At 61.3% G+C, this 17,953-nt stretch carries 23 protein-coding genes; 16 read left to right on the top strand and 7 right to left on the bottom strand.

Features of this window, described 5'->3' with window-relative positions; all coding sequences use genetic code 11:
* Nucleotide 1: 1 nt before the first annotated feature.
* The 5 genes from def to L1069_RS12195 all read left to right on the top strand — a co-directional run bounded on the left by def (nucleotide 2) and on the right by L1069_RS12195 (nucleotide 3,153).
* On the top strand, nucleotides 2–499 hold the full coding sequence (gene def, locus L1069_RS12215; RefSeq protein WP_134830830.1) for a peptide deformylase: 498 nt from the start codon (nucleotides 2–4) through the stop codon (nucleotides 497–499).
* A 127-nt stretch (nucleotides 500–626) separates the two neighbouring features.
* Nucleotides 627–1,532: a methionyl-tRNA formyltransferase gene (fmt, locus tag L1069_RS12210; protein WP_237455851.1), complete on the top strand. Its 906-nt coding sequence runs from the start codon at nucleotides 627–629 to the stop codon at nucleotides 1,530–1,532.
* Nucleotides 1,533–1,545: 13 nt separating this feature from the next.
* On the top strand, nucleotides 1,546–1,782 hold the full coding sequence (locus L1069_RS12205) for a hypothetical protein (RefSeq protein ID WP_129369315.1): 237 nt from the start codon (nucleotides 1,546–1,548) through the stop codon (nucleotides 1,780–1,782).
* A gap of 10 nt (nucleotides 1,783–1,792) precedes the next feature.
* Nucleotides 1,793–2,029 carry a GlsB/YeaQ/YmgE family stress response membrane protein gene (locus tag L1069_RS12200; RefSeq protein ID WP_129369316.1) on the top strand — a complete coding sequence of 79 codons (237 nt, stop codon included), beginning with the start codon at nucleotides 1,793–1,795 and terminating at the stop codon, nucleotides 2,027–2,029.
* 131 nt (nucleotides 2,030–2,160) lie between these two features.
* The gene (locus L1069_RS12195) at nucleotides 2,161–3,153 is read left to right on the top strand and encodes a glycosyltransferase family 2 protein (protein WP_164982661.1); all 993 of its coding nucleotides are present in this window, start codon (nucleotides 2,161–2,163) and stop codon (nucleotides 3,151–3,153) included.
* Nucleotides 3,154–3,359: 206 nt separating this feature from the next.
* Here the strand turns inward: L1069_RS12195 and L1069_RS12190 are convergent, their stop codons facing one another.
* The 6 genes from L1069_RS12190 to L1069_RS12165 form a co-directional block, all read right to left on the bottom strand.
* Nucleotides 3,360–3,983 carry a trimeric intracellular cation channel family protein gene (locus L1069_RS12190; RefSeq protein WP_129369318.1) on the bottom strand — a complete coding sequence of 208 codons (624 nt, stop codon included), beginning with the start codon at nucleotides 3,981–3,983 and terminating at the stop codon, nucleotides 3,360–3,362.
* Between the two features lie 16 nt (nucleotides 3,984–3,999).
* Nucleotides 4,000–4,464, bottom strand: coding sequence for a ribonuclease HI (gene rnhA / locus L1069_RS12185; protein WP_134830827.1), 465 nt, complete (start codon nucleotides 4,462–4,464; stop codon nucleotides 4,000–4,002).
* Entirely contained in the window at nucleotides 4,457–5,050 is a 594-nt protein-coding gene (locus tag L1069_RS12180; RefSeq protein WP_237455850.1) for a class I SAM-dependent methyltransferase, read from the bottom strand. Before L1069_RS12180 ends, rnhA begins: the two co-directional genes overlap by 8 nt.
* Before the next feature lie 18 nt (nucleotides 5,051–5,068).
* A complete protein-coding gene (locus L1069_RS12175; RefSeq protein WP_237455849.1) occupies nucleotides 5,069–5,683 on the bottom strand; it encodes a LysE family translocator in 615 nt (204 codons plus the stop codon).
* Between the two features lie 102 nt (nucleotides 5,684–5,785).
* Nucleotides 5,786–6,736, bottom strand: coding sequence for a 4-hydroxy-3-methylbut-2-enyl diphosphate reductase (ispH, locus tag L1069_RS12170; RefSeq protein WP_237455848.1), 951 nt, complete (start codon nucleotides 6,734–6,736; stop codon nucleotides 5,786–5,788).
* 387 nt (nucleotides 6,737–7,123) lie between these two features.
* Entirely contained in the window at nucleotides 7,124–7,693 is a 570-nt protein-coding gene (locus L1069_RS12165) for an NYN domain-containing protein (RefSeq protein ID WP_019296609.1), read from the bottom strand.
* A 137-nt stretch (nucleotides 7,694–7,830) separates the two neighbouring features.
* Between L1069_RS12165 and folK the strand changes: the two genes are divergently transcribed.
* From folK to rnc, 9 genes are all read left to right on the top strand, one after another.
* On the top strand, nucleotides 7,831–8,409 hold the full coding sequence (folK, locus tag L1069_RS12160; RefSeq protein ID WP_237455847.1) for a 2-amino-4-hydroxy-6-hydroxymethyldihydropteridine diphosphokinase: 579 nt from the start codon (nucleotides 7,831–7,833) through the stop codon (nucleotides 8,407–8,409).
* 84 nt (nucleotides 8,410–8,493) lie between these two features.
* Complete coding sequence (gene rpoZ, locus L1069_RS12155) at nucleotides 8,494–8,847, top strand: DNA-directed RNA polymerase subunit omega (protein ID WP_129369324.1); 354 nt, start codon at nucleotides 8,494–8,496, stop codon at nucleotides 8,845–8,847.
* Between the two features lie 36 nt (nucleotides 8,848–8,883).
* Nucleotides 8,884–11,031 (top strand): bifunctional (p)ppGpp synthetase/guanosine-3',5'-bis(diphosphate) 3'-pyrophosphohydrolase, encoded by a 2,148-nt coding sequence (locus L1069_RS12150; RefSeq protein WP_129369325.1) that lies wholly within the window; start codon nucleotides 8,884–8,886, stop codon nucleotides 11,029–11,031.
* Between the two features lie 43 nt (nucleotides 11,032–11,074).
* A complete protein-coding gene (locus L1069_RS12145; RefSeq protein WP_129369326.1) occupies nucleotides 11,075–11,716 on the top strand; it encodes a DUF2062 domain-containing protein in 642 nt (213 codons plus the stop codon).
* Nucleotides 11,717–11,821: 105 nt separating this feature from the next.
* Nucleotides 11,822–12,568 (top strand): pyridoxine 5'-phosphate synthase, encoded by a 747-nt coding sequence (locus L1069_RS12140; protein ID WP_134830821.1) that lies wholly within the window; start codon nucleotides 11,822–11,824, stop codon nucleotides 12,566–12,568.
* A 7-nt stretch (nucleotides 12,569–12,575) separates the two neighbouring features.
* Nucleotides 12,576–12,995 (top strand): ABZJ_00895 family protein, encoded by a 420-nt coding sequence (locus L1069_RS12135; protein WP_134830820.1) that lies wholly within the window; start codon nucleotides 12,576–12,578, stop codon nucleotides 12,993–12,995.
* A complete protein-coding gene (acpS, locus tag L1069_RS12130; RefSeq protein ID WP_129369329.1) occupies nucleotides 12,992–13,423 on the top strand; it encodes a holo-ACP synthase in 432 nt (143 codons plus the stop codon). The genes L1069_RS12135 and acpS overlap by 4 nt, the downstream gene beginning before the upstream one ends.
* A gap of 58 nt (nucleotides 13,424–13,481) precedes the next feature.
* Nucleotides 13,482–14,318, top strand: coding sequence for a signal peptidase I (gene lepB, locus L1069_RS12125; RefSeq protein ID WP_237455846.1), 837 nt, complete (start codon nucleotides 13,482–13,484; stop codon nucleotides 14,316–14,318).
* On the top strand, nucleotides 14,315–14,992 hold the full coding sequence (gene rnc / locus L1069_RS12120; protein WP_129369331.1) for a ribonuclease III: 678 nt from the start codon (nucleotides 14,315–14,317) through the stop codon (nucleotides 14,990–14,992). The genes lepB and rnc overlap by 4 nt, the downstream gene beginning before the upstream one ends.
* 4 nt (nucleotides 14,993–14,996) lie before the next feature.
* Here rnc and L1069_RS12115 read toward each other — a convergent pair whose 3' ends face one another.
* Nucleotides 14,997–16,376 (bottom strand): multicopper oxidase family protein, encoded by a 1,380-nt coding sequence (locus tag L1069_RS12115; protein ID WP_237455845.1) that lies wholly within the window; start codon nucleotides 16,374–16,376, stop codon nucleotides 14,997–14,999.
* A 201-nt stretch (nucleotides 16,377–16,577) separates the two neighbouring features.
* Here L1069_RS12115 and era point away from each other — a divergent pair, with 201 nt between their 5' ends.
* Nucleotides 16,578–17,483 carry a GTPase Era gene (gene era, locus L1069_RS12110; protein WP_237455844.1) on the top strand — a complete coding sequence of 302 codons (906 nt, stop codon included), beginning with the start codon at nucleotides 16,578–16,580 and terminating at the stop codon, nucleotides 17,481–17,483.
* A gap of 88 nt (nucleotides 17,484–17,571) precedes the next feature.
* A complete protein-coding gene (locus L1069_RS12105) occupies nucleotides 17,572–17,907 on the top strand; it encodes a DUF1491 family protein (RefSeq protein WP_237455843.1) in 336 nt (111 codons plus the stop codon).
* Nucleotides 17,908–17,953 lie beyond the last annotated feature (46 nt).

Here is a 17,953-nt window from a genome sequence, read left to right as displayed (position 1 = left end):
CATGACCGTCCGCACCTGCCTGCCCTGGCCTGACAAGCGCCTGCGCACCAAGGCCGAAGACGTGAGCGAAATCACCAGTGAGATTCGTGAAATCTGGAACGACATGGTTGATACTATGGACGCGATGCCGGGCGTGGGCCTGGCCGCCAACCAGATCGGCGTGATGCTGCGGCTGGCAGTGGTGGACGGCTCCACCGAACGCGGCCGCGCGGTGAAGCTGGCCAACCCGGAGATCCTGCACTCCTCGATCGAACTGCGCGAGCATGACGAAGCCAGCCCCAATCTACCGGGCGTCTCAGCCAAGATCAAACGCCCGCGTGCCGTGACCGTCCGTTTCATCAACGAACAGGGCATGGTTGACCGCAAGGATTTTATCGGAATTGAGGCGACCTCGGTACAGCATCAGATCGATCATCTGAACGGCAGGATGTATTTCGACCGTCTAAGCAAGGTGAAACGCGACATGCTGATCCGCAAGGCGAAAAAGCTGAACGGCTGAGGCCGGATTTCATTTCCCGGGCCGCTTGGGCCCGGTTCGCGCCCGGCCCCGTCCCCAGGACGGACGCGAAACTGCGTAAGGCCCGTTTTGACGGCTGCGGGCAGGGCAACCGGGGCAGGGGATGCAGATGCGTATTATCTTCATGGGAACGCCTGATTTTTCGGTGCCGGTGCTGGATGCGCTGGTCGATGCAGGGCACGAAATTGCCGCCGTTTACTGCCAGCCTCCCCGGCCTGCAGGCCGCGGCAAGAAGGACCGGCCCGCACCCGTCCACGCCCGCGCCGCGGCCTTGGGACTGGAAGTGCGCCATCCAGTTTCTCTGAAAGGGGCAGAAGAACAGGAAGCCTTTGCGGCTTTGAATGCGGATGTGGCGGTGGTTGTGGCCTACGGTCTGATCCTGCCGCAGGCGGTTCTGGACGCACCCGAACATGGCTGCCTGAACATCCACGCCAGCCTCTTGCCGCGCTGGCGCGGTGCGGCGCCGATCCACCGGGCGATCATGGCGGGGGATCCGGAAACCGGCATTTGCATCATGCAGATGGAGGCAGGGTTGGACACCGGTCCAGTGCTGCTGCGGGAGGCCACCGCAGTCGGGGACGGGGAAACCACCGCCCAGCTGCATGACCGGCTGTCGGAGATGGGCGCTGCGCTGATCGTGGACGCCCTGAGCCGCCTGGCAGAGCTGACACCTGAGGTGCAGCCGGAGGCGGGTGTTACCTATGCCGAAAAGATCGACAAAGGCGAGGCGCAGATAAACTGGACCCGTCCGGCGGCTGAAGTGGACCGTCAGATTCGCGGGCTGTCGCCCTTCCCCGGTGCTTGGTGCGAAATCGAGGGCCAGCGGGTCAAGCTGCTGGCGTCACGTTTGGCAAAGGGTCAAGGCGCGCCGGGCGAAGTTCTGGATGACAATCTGACAATCGCTTGCGGGTCCGGGGCGGTCCAGCTGTTGCGCTTGCAACGGGCAGGTAAAAGCGCGCAGGATCCTGAAGCATTCTTACGTGGCTACCCTGTTTTGAAGGGCTGCCGCCTGTAACCGGGAGCCCGGCATGATTCTGACCCTGATGGGCACCGTGGTGATTGCCGGTATTGTCGGCTACGCTTCTGAACGCAGCGGCTTTACCAGCAATGGCTATGTGCCATCGATCATCATTTGCACTGGTGGAGCGTTCCTGTTCTATTTCATGCGGCTGATGTTCGGCATCGGCTTCAGCGCGCCGGGCTGGAATGCGATTGCCTCTTCCATCGGGGCCTTGGTGATCGTGCCGACCCATTGGCGCAGATAGGGAGATTGCTATGCCCGTTCTTGCATTGATTATCATCGGCGCTGCGGCAGGTTTCCTGGCGACCCGGCTGATGCGGCTTGAAACCGATATTATCACAACTGTTGTGATTGGCATGGCCGGTGCATTGATCGGCGGGCTGGTGCTGCGCGCCCTGCTGGCGGTCATGGGGTTCATGGCCGGCTTTGCCGGCGCGGTACTGGGCGCTTTGGTGCTGATCTGGCTTTGGCAGCGTTATCTGCAAAAGTAATCCCGGCTGAGGTACACAGGCCACAGCCGAAGGGAGAACGGGTGATTTCTGCTGCACCGGGCCGCTGAATGAATACAATATCTCAACCGCTGAGCAATGCGGTGGAAAATCGAGGCAGAGGGCATTTGCAGATGACACAGGACAGCGGCCAGCCCGGCGCGCCGAACGTGGTGGTTGTGACCACCATGAAGGATGAAGGCGCCTATATTCTCGACTGGATCAGCCACTACAAATCCATTGGTGTCAGCGATTTTGTCATCTTCACCAATGAATGCTCCGATCCCACGGACCACATCCTGCGCTGCTTGCACCGGATGGGTGTAATCGAACACCGGTTCAGCCGGGTGGTGCGCCGCGGCCCGCACAAAAGCGCACTGATGTGGGCGGAATACGAACCCAAGGTGAACAATGCCGACTGGGTTCTGGTGATCGACGTCGATGAATATCTGCAGATCAATTCCGGTGACGGCACGTTGCCGGGGCTGCTGGCAGAGCGGGCGGATGCAGATGCGGTTTCCTTTGTTTGGCGCATTTTCGGCAATGCGGGTGTTGGACCTGTGGATCATCCCCCTGTGCCTCAGGCCTTTGTGCTGGCTGAACCCGCGGCGGGGCTCCCGGATGAACACCGTTTCTTCAAGACAGCGTTCCGCAAAAATGGGAAATTCACCCGTATGGGGGTTCACCGCCCTTTTCTTGCGGACACGGCGGGCGAGGTGAACTGGCAGCTTGCCGATGGCACACGCCTGCCGGAGGATGAGCTGGAAGGCGCCCTGTACGTGCGCGGCGGCTACGGCTATTCTGCAGCGCAGCTCAACCACTATGCGCTGCGGTCGCGTGACGGGTTCCTGAACAAGAAAGCCCGCGGCCGGGCAAACCACTTCACCTCCTCCATCGAGCCAGGCTACTGGCACAAGTTTGATAAGAATGAAGAAGAAGACCGGCGGCTGGCGGACAATTTCTCAGCTGCGCTGCAGATCAAGGAAGACCTTCTGCAAGACGACAATCTGCGGGAATATCATGAAATGGCGCTGGTCTGGCATCGGCGCAAGGGCCGGAAAGCCAGGATCAGCAAGGACGGCCAGGAGTTTCTGAACTCGTTGGCTGACAGCCGCAAAACCGCCTGATTGCGGCTGATTGGTAGCGGGTGCCATTCGTGTCAGCGCGTCTTGGCTTTCGGTGGCGGCAGATTGAGCAGCCTTGCTCCGCAGCCGCCGCGTATCTGATTGCGCTGGTGACAGTTTCCGCATCCGGGTTGTGAAGATTGGGTTCACAATCAGGTATTTCCGGTTGATTGGAGGAAGGCGCCCATTGTTCTGGCCGCAAGTCGGTCTTAACTGCGCGGCGGGCGGCTTTTGTAGACAGGCAGGTGCCAGCCGAACAGGATGGAACCTGCCCGCAATGTCCAGCACACCCCGGCGCAGGCCAGCAGGGCAAACCGTACCTCCAGTCCCAGCCAGATCATCATAACGGCAGTGATCGCTCCTGCCATGGCGCAGGAGATGTACAGCTCACCCTGTTTCAGCACCAATGGCACCTCGTTGCAGACCACGTCGCGCATCAAACCGCCCATGGTTCCGGTAGCCATGCCCATCAGCACGGTGATCACCGGCGGGCTGTCCAGCGCCAGCGCAGCACCTGTCCCCGCGGGGACGGCCACGGCCAGCGCAAAACTGTCGAGCCACACGACCCAGCGCAACCGGCTTTCCAGCAAATGCGCAGTGAAGAACACGGCCACCGCTGCAAAGGCCGCAAGCAGGATGTAATTCGGGTTGCCGATCCAAAACACCGGATTGCGGTCCAAAAGCAGGTCGCGCAGCGTGCCGCCGCCAAGCGCAGTCAGGCAGGCAACAAAAGCAAAGCCGACGATATCCAGCTGTGCCCGGCTGGCCACCAGTGCGCCGGACAGGGCAAAAACCAGAACAGAAGCGTAATCCAGCAGCGCCAGAAATGTCATGGGCAGTGCGCTTGCATCAGGCGCTCTTCTTTTTCTTGAAGGGCGCCATGCCCGCGCGGGCCAGTTCATCCGCGCGTTCGTTCTCCGGGTGGCCGGCGTGGCCCTTGACCCATTCCCAAGTCACTTTGTGGCGGGCTTGCGCTTCGTCCAGGCGCTGCCACAGCTCGACGTTCTTGACCGGCTTCTTGCTGGAGGTTTTCCAGCCGTTTCTTTTCCAGCCGAAGATCCAGCCGGTGACGCCGTTCTTCACATAGGCCGAGTCGGTCACCACGGTGAGCGTGGACGGGCGCGCCAGGCTTTCCAGCGCGTTAATCGCCGCCAGCAGTTCCATCCGGTTATTGGTGGTCTCGGCTTCGCCACCCTTCAGTTCTTTCTCCTTGACGACGGTGTCTCCATCCATCGCACGCAGCAACGCACCCCATCCGCCGGGGCCGGGGTTGCCGGAGCAAGCGCCATCGGTATAGGCAAACAGCTCAGCCATGGGCGGTCACCAGAATGAAGGGGGCCATGGTGCCATCCAGGCCCTCAGCCTCGCCGAATTTGCGGGTTTTCACGTCAAAGCCAGTCTGTTCCAGAAGCTGCACCAGTTCGTCCTCGGAGTAATAGGTATAGAGGCGGCCGATACCGTCGCGGGCTTCGCCTTCCCCCAGTTTCATGCCGATGTGAAACACACCGCCGGGTTTCAGCGCCTGCTTGAGGGCTGCCAGATGCCGGGGCATATCGGCGCGCGGGGCGTGCAGCAAGCTGAAATTTGCCCAGATGCCATCATAGATCGCGGTGCCTCCGATCTGATCGAAGGTCGCCAGGCGGGCGTTGACGCCAGCGTGCTGGTCCGCCAATGCGACCATCTCGGCAGAGGCATCCAGCGCATCAGCTTGCAGACCGGATTGGGCCATGCACGCAGCGGCAGTACCGGGGCCGCAGCCAAGATCAAGCACCCGGCCACCCTTGGGGCAGGCTTCGATGAAGGCCGCCAGGCTTGGGTCGTTTCCGGCTTGCTCATCTGTCAGCGCGGCATAATCGGCGGCGCGGCTATCGTAGACGCGGATGGTTTCTGAATCGGTCATACTGCGGTCTCCGTAGGCTCAGGCGCGTTCCAACGCTAGCCGGGCTGCGAGGCCTGCAAACACGGCGGCGAAGCCGCGGCTCATCCATTTCAGCACCCGCTCGCTGTTCAGCAGATAATTGCGGGCCTGTGCGGCAAACAGCCCGTAGAATACAAAAATGACGAAGGTCATCATCATGAACACCAGTCCCAGAACGGACATCTCCAGCGTTGCGCTGGCGGGGGTGCCGCTCAGGAACGGCGGCAGCAGCGCCAGAAAGAATACCGACAGTTTGGGGTTCAGAATGTTGATCAGCGCTCCGCGCCAGGCGATGGTCCAGCCGGGCTGGCTGGTACGCTTAGAGCTGACGGCCAGGACGCCGCCGCTGCGCAGGGCCTGCCAGGCCAGATAAAGCAGATAGGCAACGCCTGCGGCCTTGACGATCTGGAACAGCAGCGCCGAACTGTGCAGGACCGCCGCCAGCCCGAGGGTTGCTGCAGCCAAATGCGGAAGAATGCCGAAGGTGCAGCCAAGCGCAGCCCAGATCGCAGCGCGGCGGCCTTGGCCGAGGCCCAGGGCCAATGTGTAAATGACGCCGGTACCCGGGGCGAGGACAACAACAAAGGCGGTGATCAGAAATTGCAGGGTAATCATCAATGCGGCTCCTGAAAAAATGTCCGAGTGCTTTTGGGTAACATGAATAGCGTACCGCAGGCGTGTTTTCTGTGACTTTCGCCGCAATCCAGCCGCGTTTCGTCAGGCGGTTTCGCGCAACACCTTGGGCACCTTGAATTCCACGGTTTCGACAGCGGTTTCCACTACCTCGACCGTCACGTCGTAGCGGCCGCGGAAGGCGTCGATCACTTCGTTGACCAGCAGTTCCGGGGCCGAGGCGCCGGCGGTGATGGCAACCGAGCGGATACCCTCCAGCGCGCGCCAGTCTATGTTGTCCGCGCGTTGCACCAGTTGGGCGTAATCGCAGCCGTTTTTGGCGCCGACCTCGACCAGGCGGCGGGAATTCGAGGAGTTCGGCGCGCCGACCACCAGCAGAGCGTCTGCTTTGGGCGCCACCGACTTCACCGCCTCCTGGCGGTTGGTGGTGGCGTAGCAGATGTCTTCCTTGTGCGGGCCGGTAATGTTCGGGAACCGCTGGTGCAATGCTGCCACGATACCCTTGGTGTCATCGACCGATAGGGTGGTCTGGGTGACATAGGCCAGCTGATCCGGGTCGCGCACCTCCACCGCGGCCACGTCCTCGACGGTTTCCACCAGCAGCACCTCGCCGTCGGGCAGCTGTCCCATGGTGCCGATGGTTTCCGGGTGGCCCTTGTGGCCGATCATGATCATCTGCAGGCCGGCTTCGGCGTGGCGTTGGGCCTCGATATGCACCTTGGAGACCAGCGGGCAGGTGGCATCGACATAGACCATTTCGCGGCGGCCGGCCTCGGCCGGGACTGATTTCGGAACCCCGTGGGCGGAAAAAATCACCGGGCGGTCATCAGGGCATTCGTCCAACTCCTCGACAAACACCGCGCCCTTGTCGCGCAACGAGTCGACGACGAATTTGTTGTGCACGATTTCGTGGCGCACATAGACCGGCGCCCCCCATTTACCGATCGCCATTTCGACAATCTTGATGGCGCGGTCCACTCCGGCGCAAAAGCCGCGCGGCGCAGCAAGGTAGAGTGTCAGGGCTGGCTTGGTCATTGGCGTCTCCTTACGGCCAGAGGTAAGCGGTTCGGGCCGTAAGGTCCAGTGCCGGCGGGGCCGCAGCCGGTGCCTGCGGAACTTGCCGCGGCGACCGGCCGCAAATAGGCCGGAAGTGCCGCGCGGACAGCGGTGATTGTATGAAAAAGACAATTTCTGCCTTTAACAGGCAGCGGCTGGCGCGGCCGTTCAGACGGCCCCGCCCAAGCTCAAAGCAGCTTCTTGATGCCGGCGGATCCACCGGTTCAGGGCACTGCCGGCACGCTGGATGCGCCACACACAACGATACGGGCTACCCACCGCAATCAGACCAATAGTCAAGCGGGGGAACGCGCTGTCCGGAACAAGGCGCCACCCCATCAGGCGCCCTGTTCCGGCAGGTTTTTCTTAGCCGTGCGCAGCGGTCGCTGAACGCGGTTCGCTTTGCTCGCGCGGCGGGCGGCCGATGACATCGCGCAGTTCTTCCAGCTCGATGAAATTGTCGGCCTGGCGGCGCAGATCGTCCGAGATCATAGGCGGCTGGCTGCGGATGGTAGACACCACCGAGACACGCACGCCCTGGCGCTGCAGGCTGGCAATCAGCGGCCGGAAATCGCCATCGCCTGAGAAAAGCACGATATGATCCACCCGCGGGGCCAATTCCATGGCATCAACGGTAAGCTCGATATCCATGTTGCCTTTGACTTTGCGGCGGCCCATGCTGTCGGTGTATTCCTTGGCCGGTTTGGTGACCATGGTGAAGCCATTGTAATGCAGCCAGTCGACCAATGGGCGGATCGGTGAATACTCGTCATTCTCCAGCAGGGCAGTGTAATAAAAGGCCCGCAGAAGCTTGCCGCGGCGCATGAATTCCTGCCGCAAAAGCTTATAGTCGATGTCAAACCCAAGCGCCTTAGCTGCGGCGTACAGGTTCGACCCGTCTATGAACAGCGCAAGCCGTTCGTCTTTATAAAACATAAAATGTTCCTTCCGGTATAACCGTCCCGGCCGGGTGTTCCGTGAGTGAGTGCTTGAAATCAGCGGGACGGGTGGACTTAATGTAAGTTATTTGTCATCTGCCGCAAGTATACTGCCATTCTGAAATAGGGTCAAAAATGGCCGGAAACCGGAAAACGTCGCTCATCGCGCTTGGCGGCAACCTGCCTGTTGAGGCAGATGCGCCGCAAGCCACCTTGTCAAAGGCTCTTGCCGCTTTGCAATCGGATGATGTTGTGCTGCGCTGCATCTCGCGTTTCTTTCAGACACCCTGTTTCCCGGCAGGAGCGGGGCCGGATTATGTGAACGCCGCGGTTGCGGTTGAAACGTCTTTGTCCGCGCGCGCGCTGCTGGCGCGCTTGCACGAGATTGAAGCGCAGTTCGCGCGGGTGCGCCAGCAGCGCTGGGGGATGCGTACGCTTGATCTGGATCTGATCGACTATGGCGGCGCGGTGCTGCCGGACGCGGAGGGGTTTGCCCGCTGGCAGGGGCTGCCGCTGGAGACCCAGATGCAGGAGGCGCCAGGGCAGCTGATCCTGCCGCATCCGCGCATTCAGGACCGCGCCTTTGTGCTGGTGCCGCTTTGCGATATTGCCCCGCGCTGGCGCCACCCGGTGCTGCAGAAAACTGCCGCCGGGCTGCTGGCGGAATTGCCACCGGAAGATGTGGCAGAGGTCACGCCGTTGCAGGACGCGTGATGCGGTGTTTTCCGCTCTTGTCAAGGGAAAGGTTTGGGCGTAAATGTCTGCCTTCTGGACCCGGAATGATATGGAGAGTCGCTGATGGCCCGCGTGACGGTTGAAGATTGCGTCGATAAAGTGCCCAACCGCTTTGAGCTGGTGATGCTGGCAGCGCACCGTGCCCGCGAAATCTCGGCTGGTGCCCCGATCACCGTGGACCGCGACAACGACAAAAACCCGGTCGTTTCCTTGCGTGAAATCGCTGACGAGACTCAAAGCGCAGACGATCTGCGTGAGCGTCTGATCGAAGGCAACCAGACTCAGATCGAAGTCGATGAGCCGGAAGAGGATTCGATGGCTCTGCTGATGGGCGCGGATCACGACAAGCCCGCCGATGACGATATGTCTGAAGAGAAACTGCTGCGCGCGCTGATGGAGGCCCAGGGCCAGGGCTGAGGCATACGCTGACGAATTTGAGGCTGCGGACCGGACATGAACTCCCCCGATATTTCCGCTGGAGATCTGCTTGCTCTGGTCCGCAACTACAACCCAAAGACAAATGCGGACAGGATTGCTGAAGCTTTTGCATTCGGCGAGCAGATGCATGAAGGGCAATACCGCCATTCGGGCGAACCCTATTTCACGCATCCGGTGGCCGTTGCCGCCATCCTGACCGAACAGCGCCTGGATGATGCAACAATCATCACCGCGCTTTTGCATGACACCATCGAAGACACCAAGGCCTCTTACGAGGAGGTCACCCGCCGTTTTGGCGATGAGGTGGCGATGCTGGTCGATGGCGTCACCAAGCTGACCAATCTGCAGCTCTCCAGCCGCGAGACCAAGCAGGCTGAAAACTTCCGCAAGCTGTTCATGGCAATGTCCAAGGACCTGCGGGTGATCCTGGTCAAGCTCGCCGACCGGCTGCACAACATGCGCACAATCAAGGCGATGCGCCCGGAAAAGCAGGCCCAGAAAGCGCGCGAGACGATGGACATCTATGCGCCGCTGGCGGGCCGCATGGGGATGCAGTGGATGCGCGAAGAGCTGGAGGATCTGGCCTTCCGCGTGCTCAACGCCGAAGGGCGTCAGTCGATCATCCGCCGCTTTGTGACCCTGCAGCGCGAAACAGGCGATGTGATCCACCGGATTACCGGTGACATGCGGCTGGAGCTGGAAAAGACCGGGATCGAGGCCGAAGTGTTCGGCCGCGCCAAGAAGCCCTATTCGATCTGGCGCAAGATGCAGGCCAAGGATCAGGGCTTTTCGCGGCTCTCTGATATCTACGGTTTCCGGGTAATCACCCTGTCCGAAGAGGACGCCTACCGCGCGCTGGGCGCCATCCACCAGCGCTGGCGGGCGGTGCCGGGCCGGTTCAAGGATTACATCAGCCAGCCGAAATCCAATGGCTACCGCTCAATCCACACCACAGTGTCGGGCCGCGACGGCAAGCGGGTTGAGGTGCAGATCCGCACCCGGCAGATGCATGACGTGGCCGAAACCGGGGTTGCGGCGCATTGGTCTTACCGCGACGGTGTGCGGACGGAGAACCCCTTTGCCGTGGATCCGGCCAAGTGGATCGCCTCGCTGACCGAGCAATTCGACGCCGAGGATGATCACGATGAATTTCTCGAGGCGGTGAAGCTCGAGATGTATTCGGACCAGGTGTTCTGCTTCACGCCAAAGGGCGATGTGATCAAACTGCCGAAAGGTGCGACGCCGATCGACTTTGCCTATGCCATCCACACCCGCATCGGCCATGCCTGCGTCGGCGCCAAGGTAGACGGGATCCGGGTGCCGCTGTGGACCCGGCTGCGCAATGGCCAATCTGTGGATGTGATCACCGCCGAGGGCCAGACCCCGCAGGTCAGCTGGCTGGAGATTGCCACCACCGGCAAGGCCCGCACTGCGATCCGCCGCGCCCTGCGCGAAGCGGACCGGGCGCGGTTTGTGAAGCTGGGCCATGAACTGGCCCGCTCGGCTTTTGAACATGTCGGCAAGAAAGCCACCGACAAAGCGTTGGAAACCGCAGCGCGCGCCTTGCGGGCAGGCGGGGTGAATGAGCTGCTGGCGCGGCTTGGCGCGGCAGAGATCACCGCGCATGACGTGGTGCAATCGGTTTATCCGGAACTGACCACCACTGGCGATGGCGACGAAATCTCTCCGCGCCGCGCGGTGGTCGGCCTGGAGCCGGGTCAAAGCTTTGAGCGCGCGCCCTGCTGCCAGCCGCTGCCGGGTGAGCGCATCATTGGTATTACCTACCGCGGCCGCGGGGTTGTCGTGCATTCTGCGGATTGCGACAAGCTGGGCGAGTTTGAGGACCAGCCGGAACGCTGGATGGATGTGCAATGGCACAGCGGCACCCACCCGGCGGCTTATGGCACCACGCTTGAACTGACCATTGGCAATGACGCCGGTGTGCTGGGGCGCATTTGCACATTGATTGGCGAGAAAAAGGCCAATATCTCGGACCTTGAATTTGTCGACAGGAAACCAGACTTTTACCGGCTTATGATCAATGTGGAGCTGCGGGATGTGGAACAGCTGCACTCGCTGATGCTGACGCTTGAAGCCGAAAGCGATGTTGCCGCGGTGGCGCGGTTCCGGAACAAGCCGGAAGAACGCCATTTTCCGGGATAAGCCGCTGAAATTTTGAGCCGGGAACTGGGAAGGACGCACAGCTTTGGTATTCAGGCGCCGGGACAGACGTCCGCCCCTCCGGGCGCTGGCGAATTTTCTCTGGCCGCGCGGCGGCTGGGGAAGGGCGTTCCTGTATGTAAAGCACCGGGTGCGGCGTCTGCCCGATTCGCCCGAGCGCATCGCCCGCGGCATCTGGGCCGGAGTGTTCACCACCTTCACGCCTTTTTACGGGCTGCATTTTCTTGTGGCGGCGATCGTTTCCCGGCTGATGAACGGAAATATTCTTGCCTCGCTCAGCGCCACCTTCTTTGGCAACCCGCTGACCTATGTGCCGATCGGAGTGGCCTCGCTGCAGACCGGGCATTGGATCCTGGGCACCGAGTTCGACGAGGAAGTCGACAAATCCCTGGTTGGCAAATTCATGGCAGCCGGCGGCGACCTGAAGGACAACCTGATTGCGCTGTTCAACGACCGGCCCGCCGATTGGCAGGGCCTGTATTTGTTCTACAATGAAGTATTCTACCCTTACATGATTGGCGGCATCATCCCGGGCATTATCACGGCCACGGTCTGCTATGTGCTAAGCCTGCCGGTGATCCGCGTCTACCAGCAGCGCCGGCGGTCCAAGATTAAGGCCAAGTTCGAGGCAATCAAACAACGGGCAGAAGTCGGGACTGACGCCTGACCCGGGCAGCCGGATTGTACCATTATCACTTGCGGGGTTGCTCTTGCCGGGCTGGTGTCTAGTCTTTGGTTAAAGCTTTGACTTCAGACGGATGAGACAGCTGTCATGACACAGAACAAATTGCGCCTGGGCGTGAACATCGACCATGTTGCCACCGTGCGCAACGCCCGCGGCGGTGCCTATCCGGACCCGGTCCGCGCCGCGAAGCTGGCCGAGGAGGCTGGCGCAGACGGGATCACGGCGCACCTGCGCGAAGACCGCCGCCATATTACCGATGCAGATATCGACGGGTTGATGGAAGCGCTGACCGTGCCGCTGAATTTCGAGATGGCAGCGACCGAGGAAATGCAGCAGATCGCCTTGCGCCACAAGCCGCACGCGGTTTGCATCGTGCCGGAAAAACGCGAGGAACGCACCACTGAAGGCGGGCTCGAGGTCGCCCGTGAAGAAAACCGTCTGGCCCATTACATCGCGCCCTTGCGCGATGCGGGCTGCCGGGTGTCGATCTTCATTGCGGCTGATAAAAAGCAGATCGAAGCCGCGCACCGGATCGGTGCCGAGGTGATCGAACTGCACACGGGCGCCTATTGCGACTATCACGCCGAGGGCAAGGCCGAGGACCGCGACCGCGAACTGGAAGCACTGCGCGAGATGTCCGCGTTTGCCCATTCGCTGGGGCTGGAAGTGCATGCAGGTCATGGACTCACCTATGAAACAGTAAAGCCGGTGGCGGCCTTTCCAGAGGTGAAGGAGCTGAATATCGGCCACTTCCTGATCGGCGAGGCGGTCTTCCGCGGGCTGACCCCTGCAGTGCAGGAAATGCGCCGGCTGATGGATGATGCACGGGGGTAACGCGGCTATGCCAGTCAATCTGATCCGCTACGGGCTGCTGTGGATGGCGGCCTCAGTCGCGATGCTTCTGCTGGGATTGGTGCTTGCACAATTCGGGGTTGGTATGCCGGCCGGGCTGGCAACGGTTCTGCCGCCGATGTTTGCTGCGGTTCTTGAAGGGATCCGAATTGCCCATTCAACCCGGGCGCCGCTGGCAGGTAAAACGGCCTGGATCAACGCTGCGGCGATGACCGGGGTGGTGGCCGTGCTGACCATCATTCAGCTGCCGCTCTACTGGAACTCGCCAATGGTCGCCGAGGCGCGGGAGACCATTCCACTTGTTTTCCTGGCCGGAATTTTCCTGCTGCTTCTGGCAGTCATCCTGATGGTCAACCGCCTGTTCCTGGGGCATGGCATCAAACTGGGGTTGAAGCGGTTGGAAGAATGATCCTGGGTGTTGGAACCGATCTCGCCAATATCGAGCGCATCCAGCGCACGCTGGACCGTTTCGGAGACAGGTTCCGCAACCGGGTTTTCACCGAAACCGAACAGAAGAAGGCCGAACGCCGTCGCGACGTGGCGGGCACCTATGCCAAACGCTGGGCCGCCAAGGAGGCCTGTTCCAAGGCGCTGGGTACCGGCCTGCGCATGGGGATTGCCTGGAAGGACATGGCAGTTACCAATCTGCGCACCGGCCAGCCGGTGATGCATGTGACCGGCTGGGCCGCCGAACGCCTGCGCGAGATGACGCCTCCTGCCCATGAGGCTGTGATCCACGTGACACTGACTGATGATCACCCCTGGGCGCAGGCCTTTGTGGTGATCGAGGCGCGTCCTATCCCCGCGAACCCGGCGGAATTGCCCGCCGGAACTTGACTTGCCCCCCTCAGGCCCGCATGTAGCGCCGGACCCTGTTTCCAATCCGGAGAGCCTGATGACGGCCAAAGCAAAGACCAGCAGTTCGATCATCGAGACGATAAAGACCATCGTCTATGCGCTGCTGATCGCCGGTGTCTTCCGCACCCTGTTTTTCCAGCCCTTCTGGATCCCCTCCGGATCGATGAAAGAGACCCTGCTGATTGGGGATTTCCTGTTCGTGAACAAGATGGCCTATGGCTATTCTTACGCGTCCTGCCCCAGCGTGCGCATCCCTGCTGTTGGTCTCAACATCGACGCCAAGAACATCTGCGGCTTCCTGGACGGCGACAACACCCGTTTGATGGGCAGCCAGCCCAAGCGCGGCGATGTGGTGGTGTTCCGCCATCCGGTCAACAGCAATGACTTCATCAAACGGCTGATCGGTCTGCCGGGCGACAAGATTCAGATGAAAAACGGTGTGCTGTTCATCAACGGCGAACCGGTCAAACTGCAGGACGCGGGCCAGTTCGAGGAAGTGATGGAACGCCAGGGGCCGCAGGGTTCCTTCCCGCGATGTGAAAACGCGCCGGTGGGCCAGGGTGCTGTCTGCAATAAATCGCGCAAACTGGAAACCCTGCCGGGCGGCAATGAGCATATTGTGCTTAACATCACCAATCAGGGCATGGATCATACCGGCGTTTATCAGGTGCCGGAAGGCCACTATTTCTTTATGGGCGACAACCGGGACAATTCCTCGGACAGCCGCTTGCCGCAGTCTGCCGGCGGCGTGGGTTTCGTTCCGTTTGAAAACCTGATCGGCCGGGCCGACCGGATCATGTTCTCCTCAGCCGGGCGGTCCATGCTCTACTTCTGGACCTGGCGGAGCGACCGTTTCTTCAAGGGGATCCAGTGAAGCTGTCCAAGGAATTGCGCGCGTTTGAAGACCGGATCGGGCATCGCTTTGCCCGCCCCGACCTGTTGCAGCGCGCCGTGACCCACGCGTCTGTGTCCTCGCCCAACCGCAAAGACAACCAGCGGCTGGAATTCCTGGGCGACAGGGTTCTGGGGCTGGTGATGGCAACGGCTCTGCTGGAGCATGACAAGACCGCCACCGAGGGCCAGTTGGCGCCGCGTTTCAATGCGCTGGTGCGCAAGGAAGCCTGCGCTGATGTTGCCGCTGAAATCGACCTGGGCGAAGTGCTGAAACTGGGCCGGTCGGAGATGATGTCGGGTGGCCGGCGCAAGCAGGCGCTGCTGGGTGACGCGATGGAGGCGGTGATTGCTGCAGTCTACAAAGATGCAGGCTTTGAGGCCGCAGCTGAGATGATCCTGCGCCTGTGGGGCCGCCGTGTTCATCAGGTCGAAAGCGACGCGCGCGACGCCAAAACCTCGCTGCAGGAATGGGCACAGGCACGCGGACAGAAACCGCCGGCCTATGTCGAAGTGTCCCGCAGCGGCCCGGATCACGCACCGGTCTTCACTATCGCAGCGCGGCTGCAGGACGGCACCGAAGCACAAGCCACCGCAGGCTCTAAGCGGCAGGCCGAACAGGCCGCCGCCAAAGCTCTGCTGGAACAGCTCGGCTGAACACTCAGGTCACGCGGATATAGCCCGCGAGACCGGTTTTCTGATGTTCGATCACATGGCAGTGGAACGCCCAGTCGCCGGGATTGTCGGCGACCAGCGCAATCTCGGCCACCTCATCCTTCAGCAGCAGCATGGTATCGGTCACCAGCGGCGGCAGCCTGCGCAAGTTTGAGCGGATCGGGACAAAGGCCAGCCCGTGCAGGTGGATCGGATGCAGGTTCGGCGATTCATTCCTCAGCCGCAGCACATAGCTTTTTCCGCGCTTCAGGGTCGCCAGCGGCCCGGTGCCCTTGGCCGCATCTCCGGCCCAGGGTGTGCGGTTGATCGACCAGAAACTGTATCCCAAGGAACCGCAATAGCCGTCATTCGGCGGCCCGCCCTCTGGCGTCCAGCCAAAGACGAAGTCGAGCATCTCGGCGCTTGAAAGGTCTGGACGTGAAACGGGGTTGGCAGCCAGCGGCTTCAGATCCCGCAGGTCCCGTTTTTGATTAGCTCCAACGGACCTCAGCTGCGCCATGGTGCGGGTGGGCTGTCCTGGCAGTTCTGCCAGCAGATCCGCCGTCTGCCCCTCGCTTGCTGGCATCCGCACCGCGAAATCCACCCGCTGGCCGGGGCCGATCAGCAGCGGTTCGTCAACAGACGGCAGGGGAACGTCAATTTCGACGGGATGCCCATCCCAAGCGATGATCCTTGCCTGACCGGTTCTGAGGTGCAGCTTGTAGATCCGTGTGGTGTCGCTGTTCACCACCCGCAACCGCACCAGCCCGCCCGCGGGATGATCATAAACCGGCGCCTGCAGCCAGTTCGCGGTCAGCACATTGCCGTGGGTTCCGCTGCGGGCCGCGCCGCGGGCGGTGTAGTAAGGCAGGAAGCCGCCATTCCCATCCAGCCGGAAGTCGCGCAGGTTGATCACCTGATCACTGTCGAAACCGGGATCCTCTGCTTCCCTGATTACCATCACCCCGGTCAGCCCGTGCGCCATCTGCGCCATGGTCATGCAATGCGGGTGATACCAGTAGGTGCCGGCATCCGGCGGGGTGAAATCATACTCAAACGACTCGCCGCCTGCGATCGGCATTTGGGTCAGATAAGGCACTCCGTCCATTGCGTTGGCGATCCGCAGCCCATGCCAGTGCATCGCGGTGTAATCTTCGGTGCCGTTGACCACCCGCAGGTGCATGGGGTCGCCCTGGGTTCCGTAAAGAACCGGCGGCGGCGCATCCGGCGACAGGCTCACCAGCCCGTCTGTTGGTCTTTCGCGAAAAGCAAAACGGGCGGTCTGGATGGTCAGCTGCTGTACGGTGCTGCGAGCGCTGCCCCAGGACGCGGCGCCCATCACCCCTGCCATCGCAGCAGACCCAAGCAGAAAATCACGGCGTCTCATCGGAAGCCTCCCCAAGGCATAAATGTCATGAAAAGCCTGGCTCGCGGAATGGCTCGGCGCTGCGGTTGTCACATTGGATCTGCCACAGGTCTTTGACATAGGGCAAGGTTGCGGAAGGTGCCGGATCCCCGTTGAAAACGCCTCTGGCCCCTGTGGGTAAAATCCTGTAGGGGGTCTACTCTGCAAACAGGACCAGTTAAGATGACCACACGCGCCGGATTCGTTGCCCTGATCGGAGAGCCCAACGCGGGCAAATCGACCCTTTTGAACCGTATGGTCGGGGCCAAGGTCTCGATCGTGACCCATAAGGTGCAGACCACCCGAACCCGGATCCGCGGCGTGGCGATGGAAGGTGACGCGCAGTTAGTGTTTGTCGACACACCAGGTCTGTTCAAACCACGCCGCCGCCTGGACCGGGCAATGGTCGCCGCTGCCTGGGGCGGCGCAGCGGATGCCGACGTCGTGGTGCTGATGATCGAGGCGCACCGGGGTATCACCGAAGGCGTGGAAACCATTCTGGACGGACTTGAAGAAATCGGCACTGGCCGCAAAGTGGCGCTGGCCATCAACAAGATCGACAGGGTGCCGGCAGAAAAACTGCTGGGCCTCGCCGAGGACCTGAACAGCCGCTACGGTTTTGCCGAAACATTCATGATCTCGGCCGAGCGCGGCCATGGTGTGGATGACCTGCGCCAGTGGCTGGCGGGCAAACTGCCGGAAAGCCCCTGGCTCTACCCCGAGGATCAGATTGCCGACCTGCCAATGCGGATGATTGCGGCAGAAATGACCCGCGAAAAACTGACTTTGCGCCTGCACCAGGAACTGCCCTACCAGCTGACGGTTGAAACCGAAAACTGGGAAGAACGCAAGGACGGCTCAGCCCGGGTGGATCAATTGATCTATGTGGTGCGCGACGGGCATAAGGGGATTATTCTGGGCAAACGGGGCGAGACCATCAAAGCGGTCAGCCAAGCGGCCCGCGCTGAGCTGGAAGAGTTCCTGGACCGTAAGGTGCATCTGTTCCTGCAAGTGAAGGTGCGCCCGAATTGGCTGGAGGAATCCGAACGCTATTCCGAAATGGGCCTCGACTTCAAAGACGGTAATTAATGCTCCCCATGCGTTTCACCTTTGTGAAAATACTCCCGCCGGAGGCTCCTGTGCGTTCAACCTGCGGCACCGCCGGAAAACACGCAGCATGACCCGCCTTACTGCTGAATTCTGGGTGCAGGCCTATCTGGCCCGGCTGCGGCTGATGGGAATCCCTGCCTTTGTAACGTCGCATGGTGACGACACGGCGGGTGCCGTGCTGGTCAAACTCAACACCCTGGACGGCCAGGCACGCGCTTTCCACCGCACCTATGATCTGATGAGCGGCGCGCGCAAATGGGATGGGCTTTCAGCCGGGCCGGAGGCTGAGGTCGACACTTCTATCCTGCGTCAGCGGTCGTTTGATCCCGACCTCTGGGTTATTGAGGTCGAAGACCGGGCCGGACGCCACCTGCTGGACGAGCCTGGGTTGGAGAAGTCTTGACGCTTGCGGAACGCACCGCAATGCGGTCTGCTGAGGCTGCCAGAAC

The sequence above is a fragment of the Leisingera sp. MMG026 genome (genome assembly GCF_021654205.1).
In the GTDB taxonomy this organism is placed as follows: domain Bacteria; phylum Pseudomonadota; class Alphaproteobacteria; order Rhodobacterales; family Rhodobacteraceae; genus Leisingera.
Note: the sequence above shows the minus strand (reverse complement) of the source record. Positions and strands in the feature narration are given on the sequence as shown.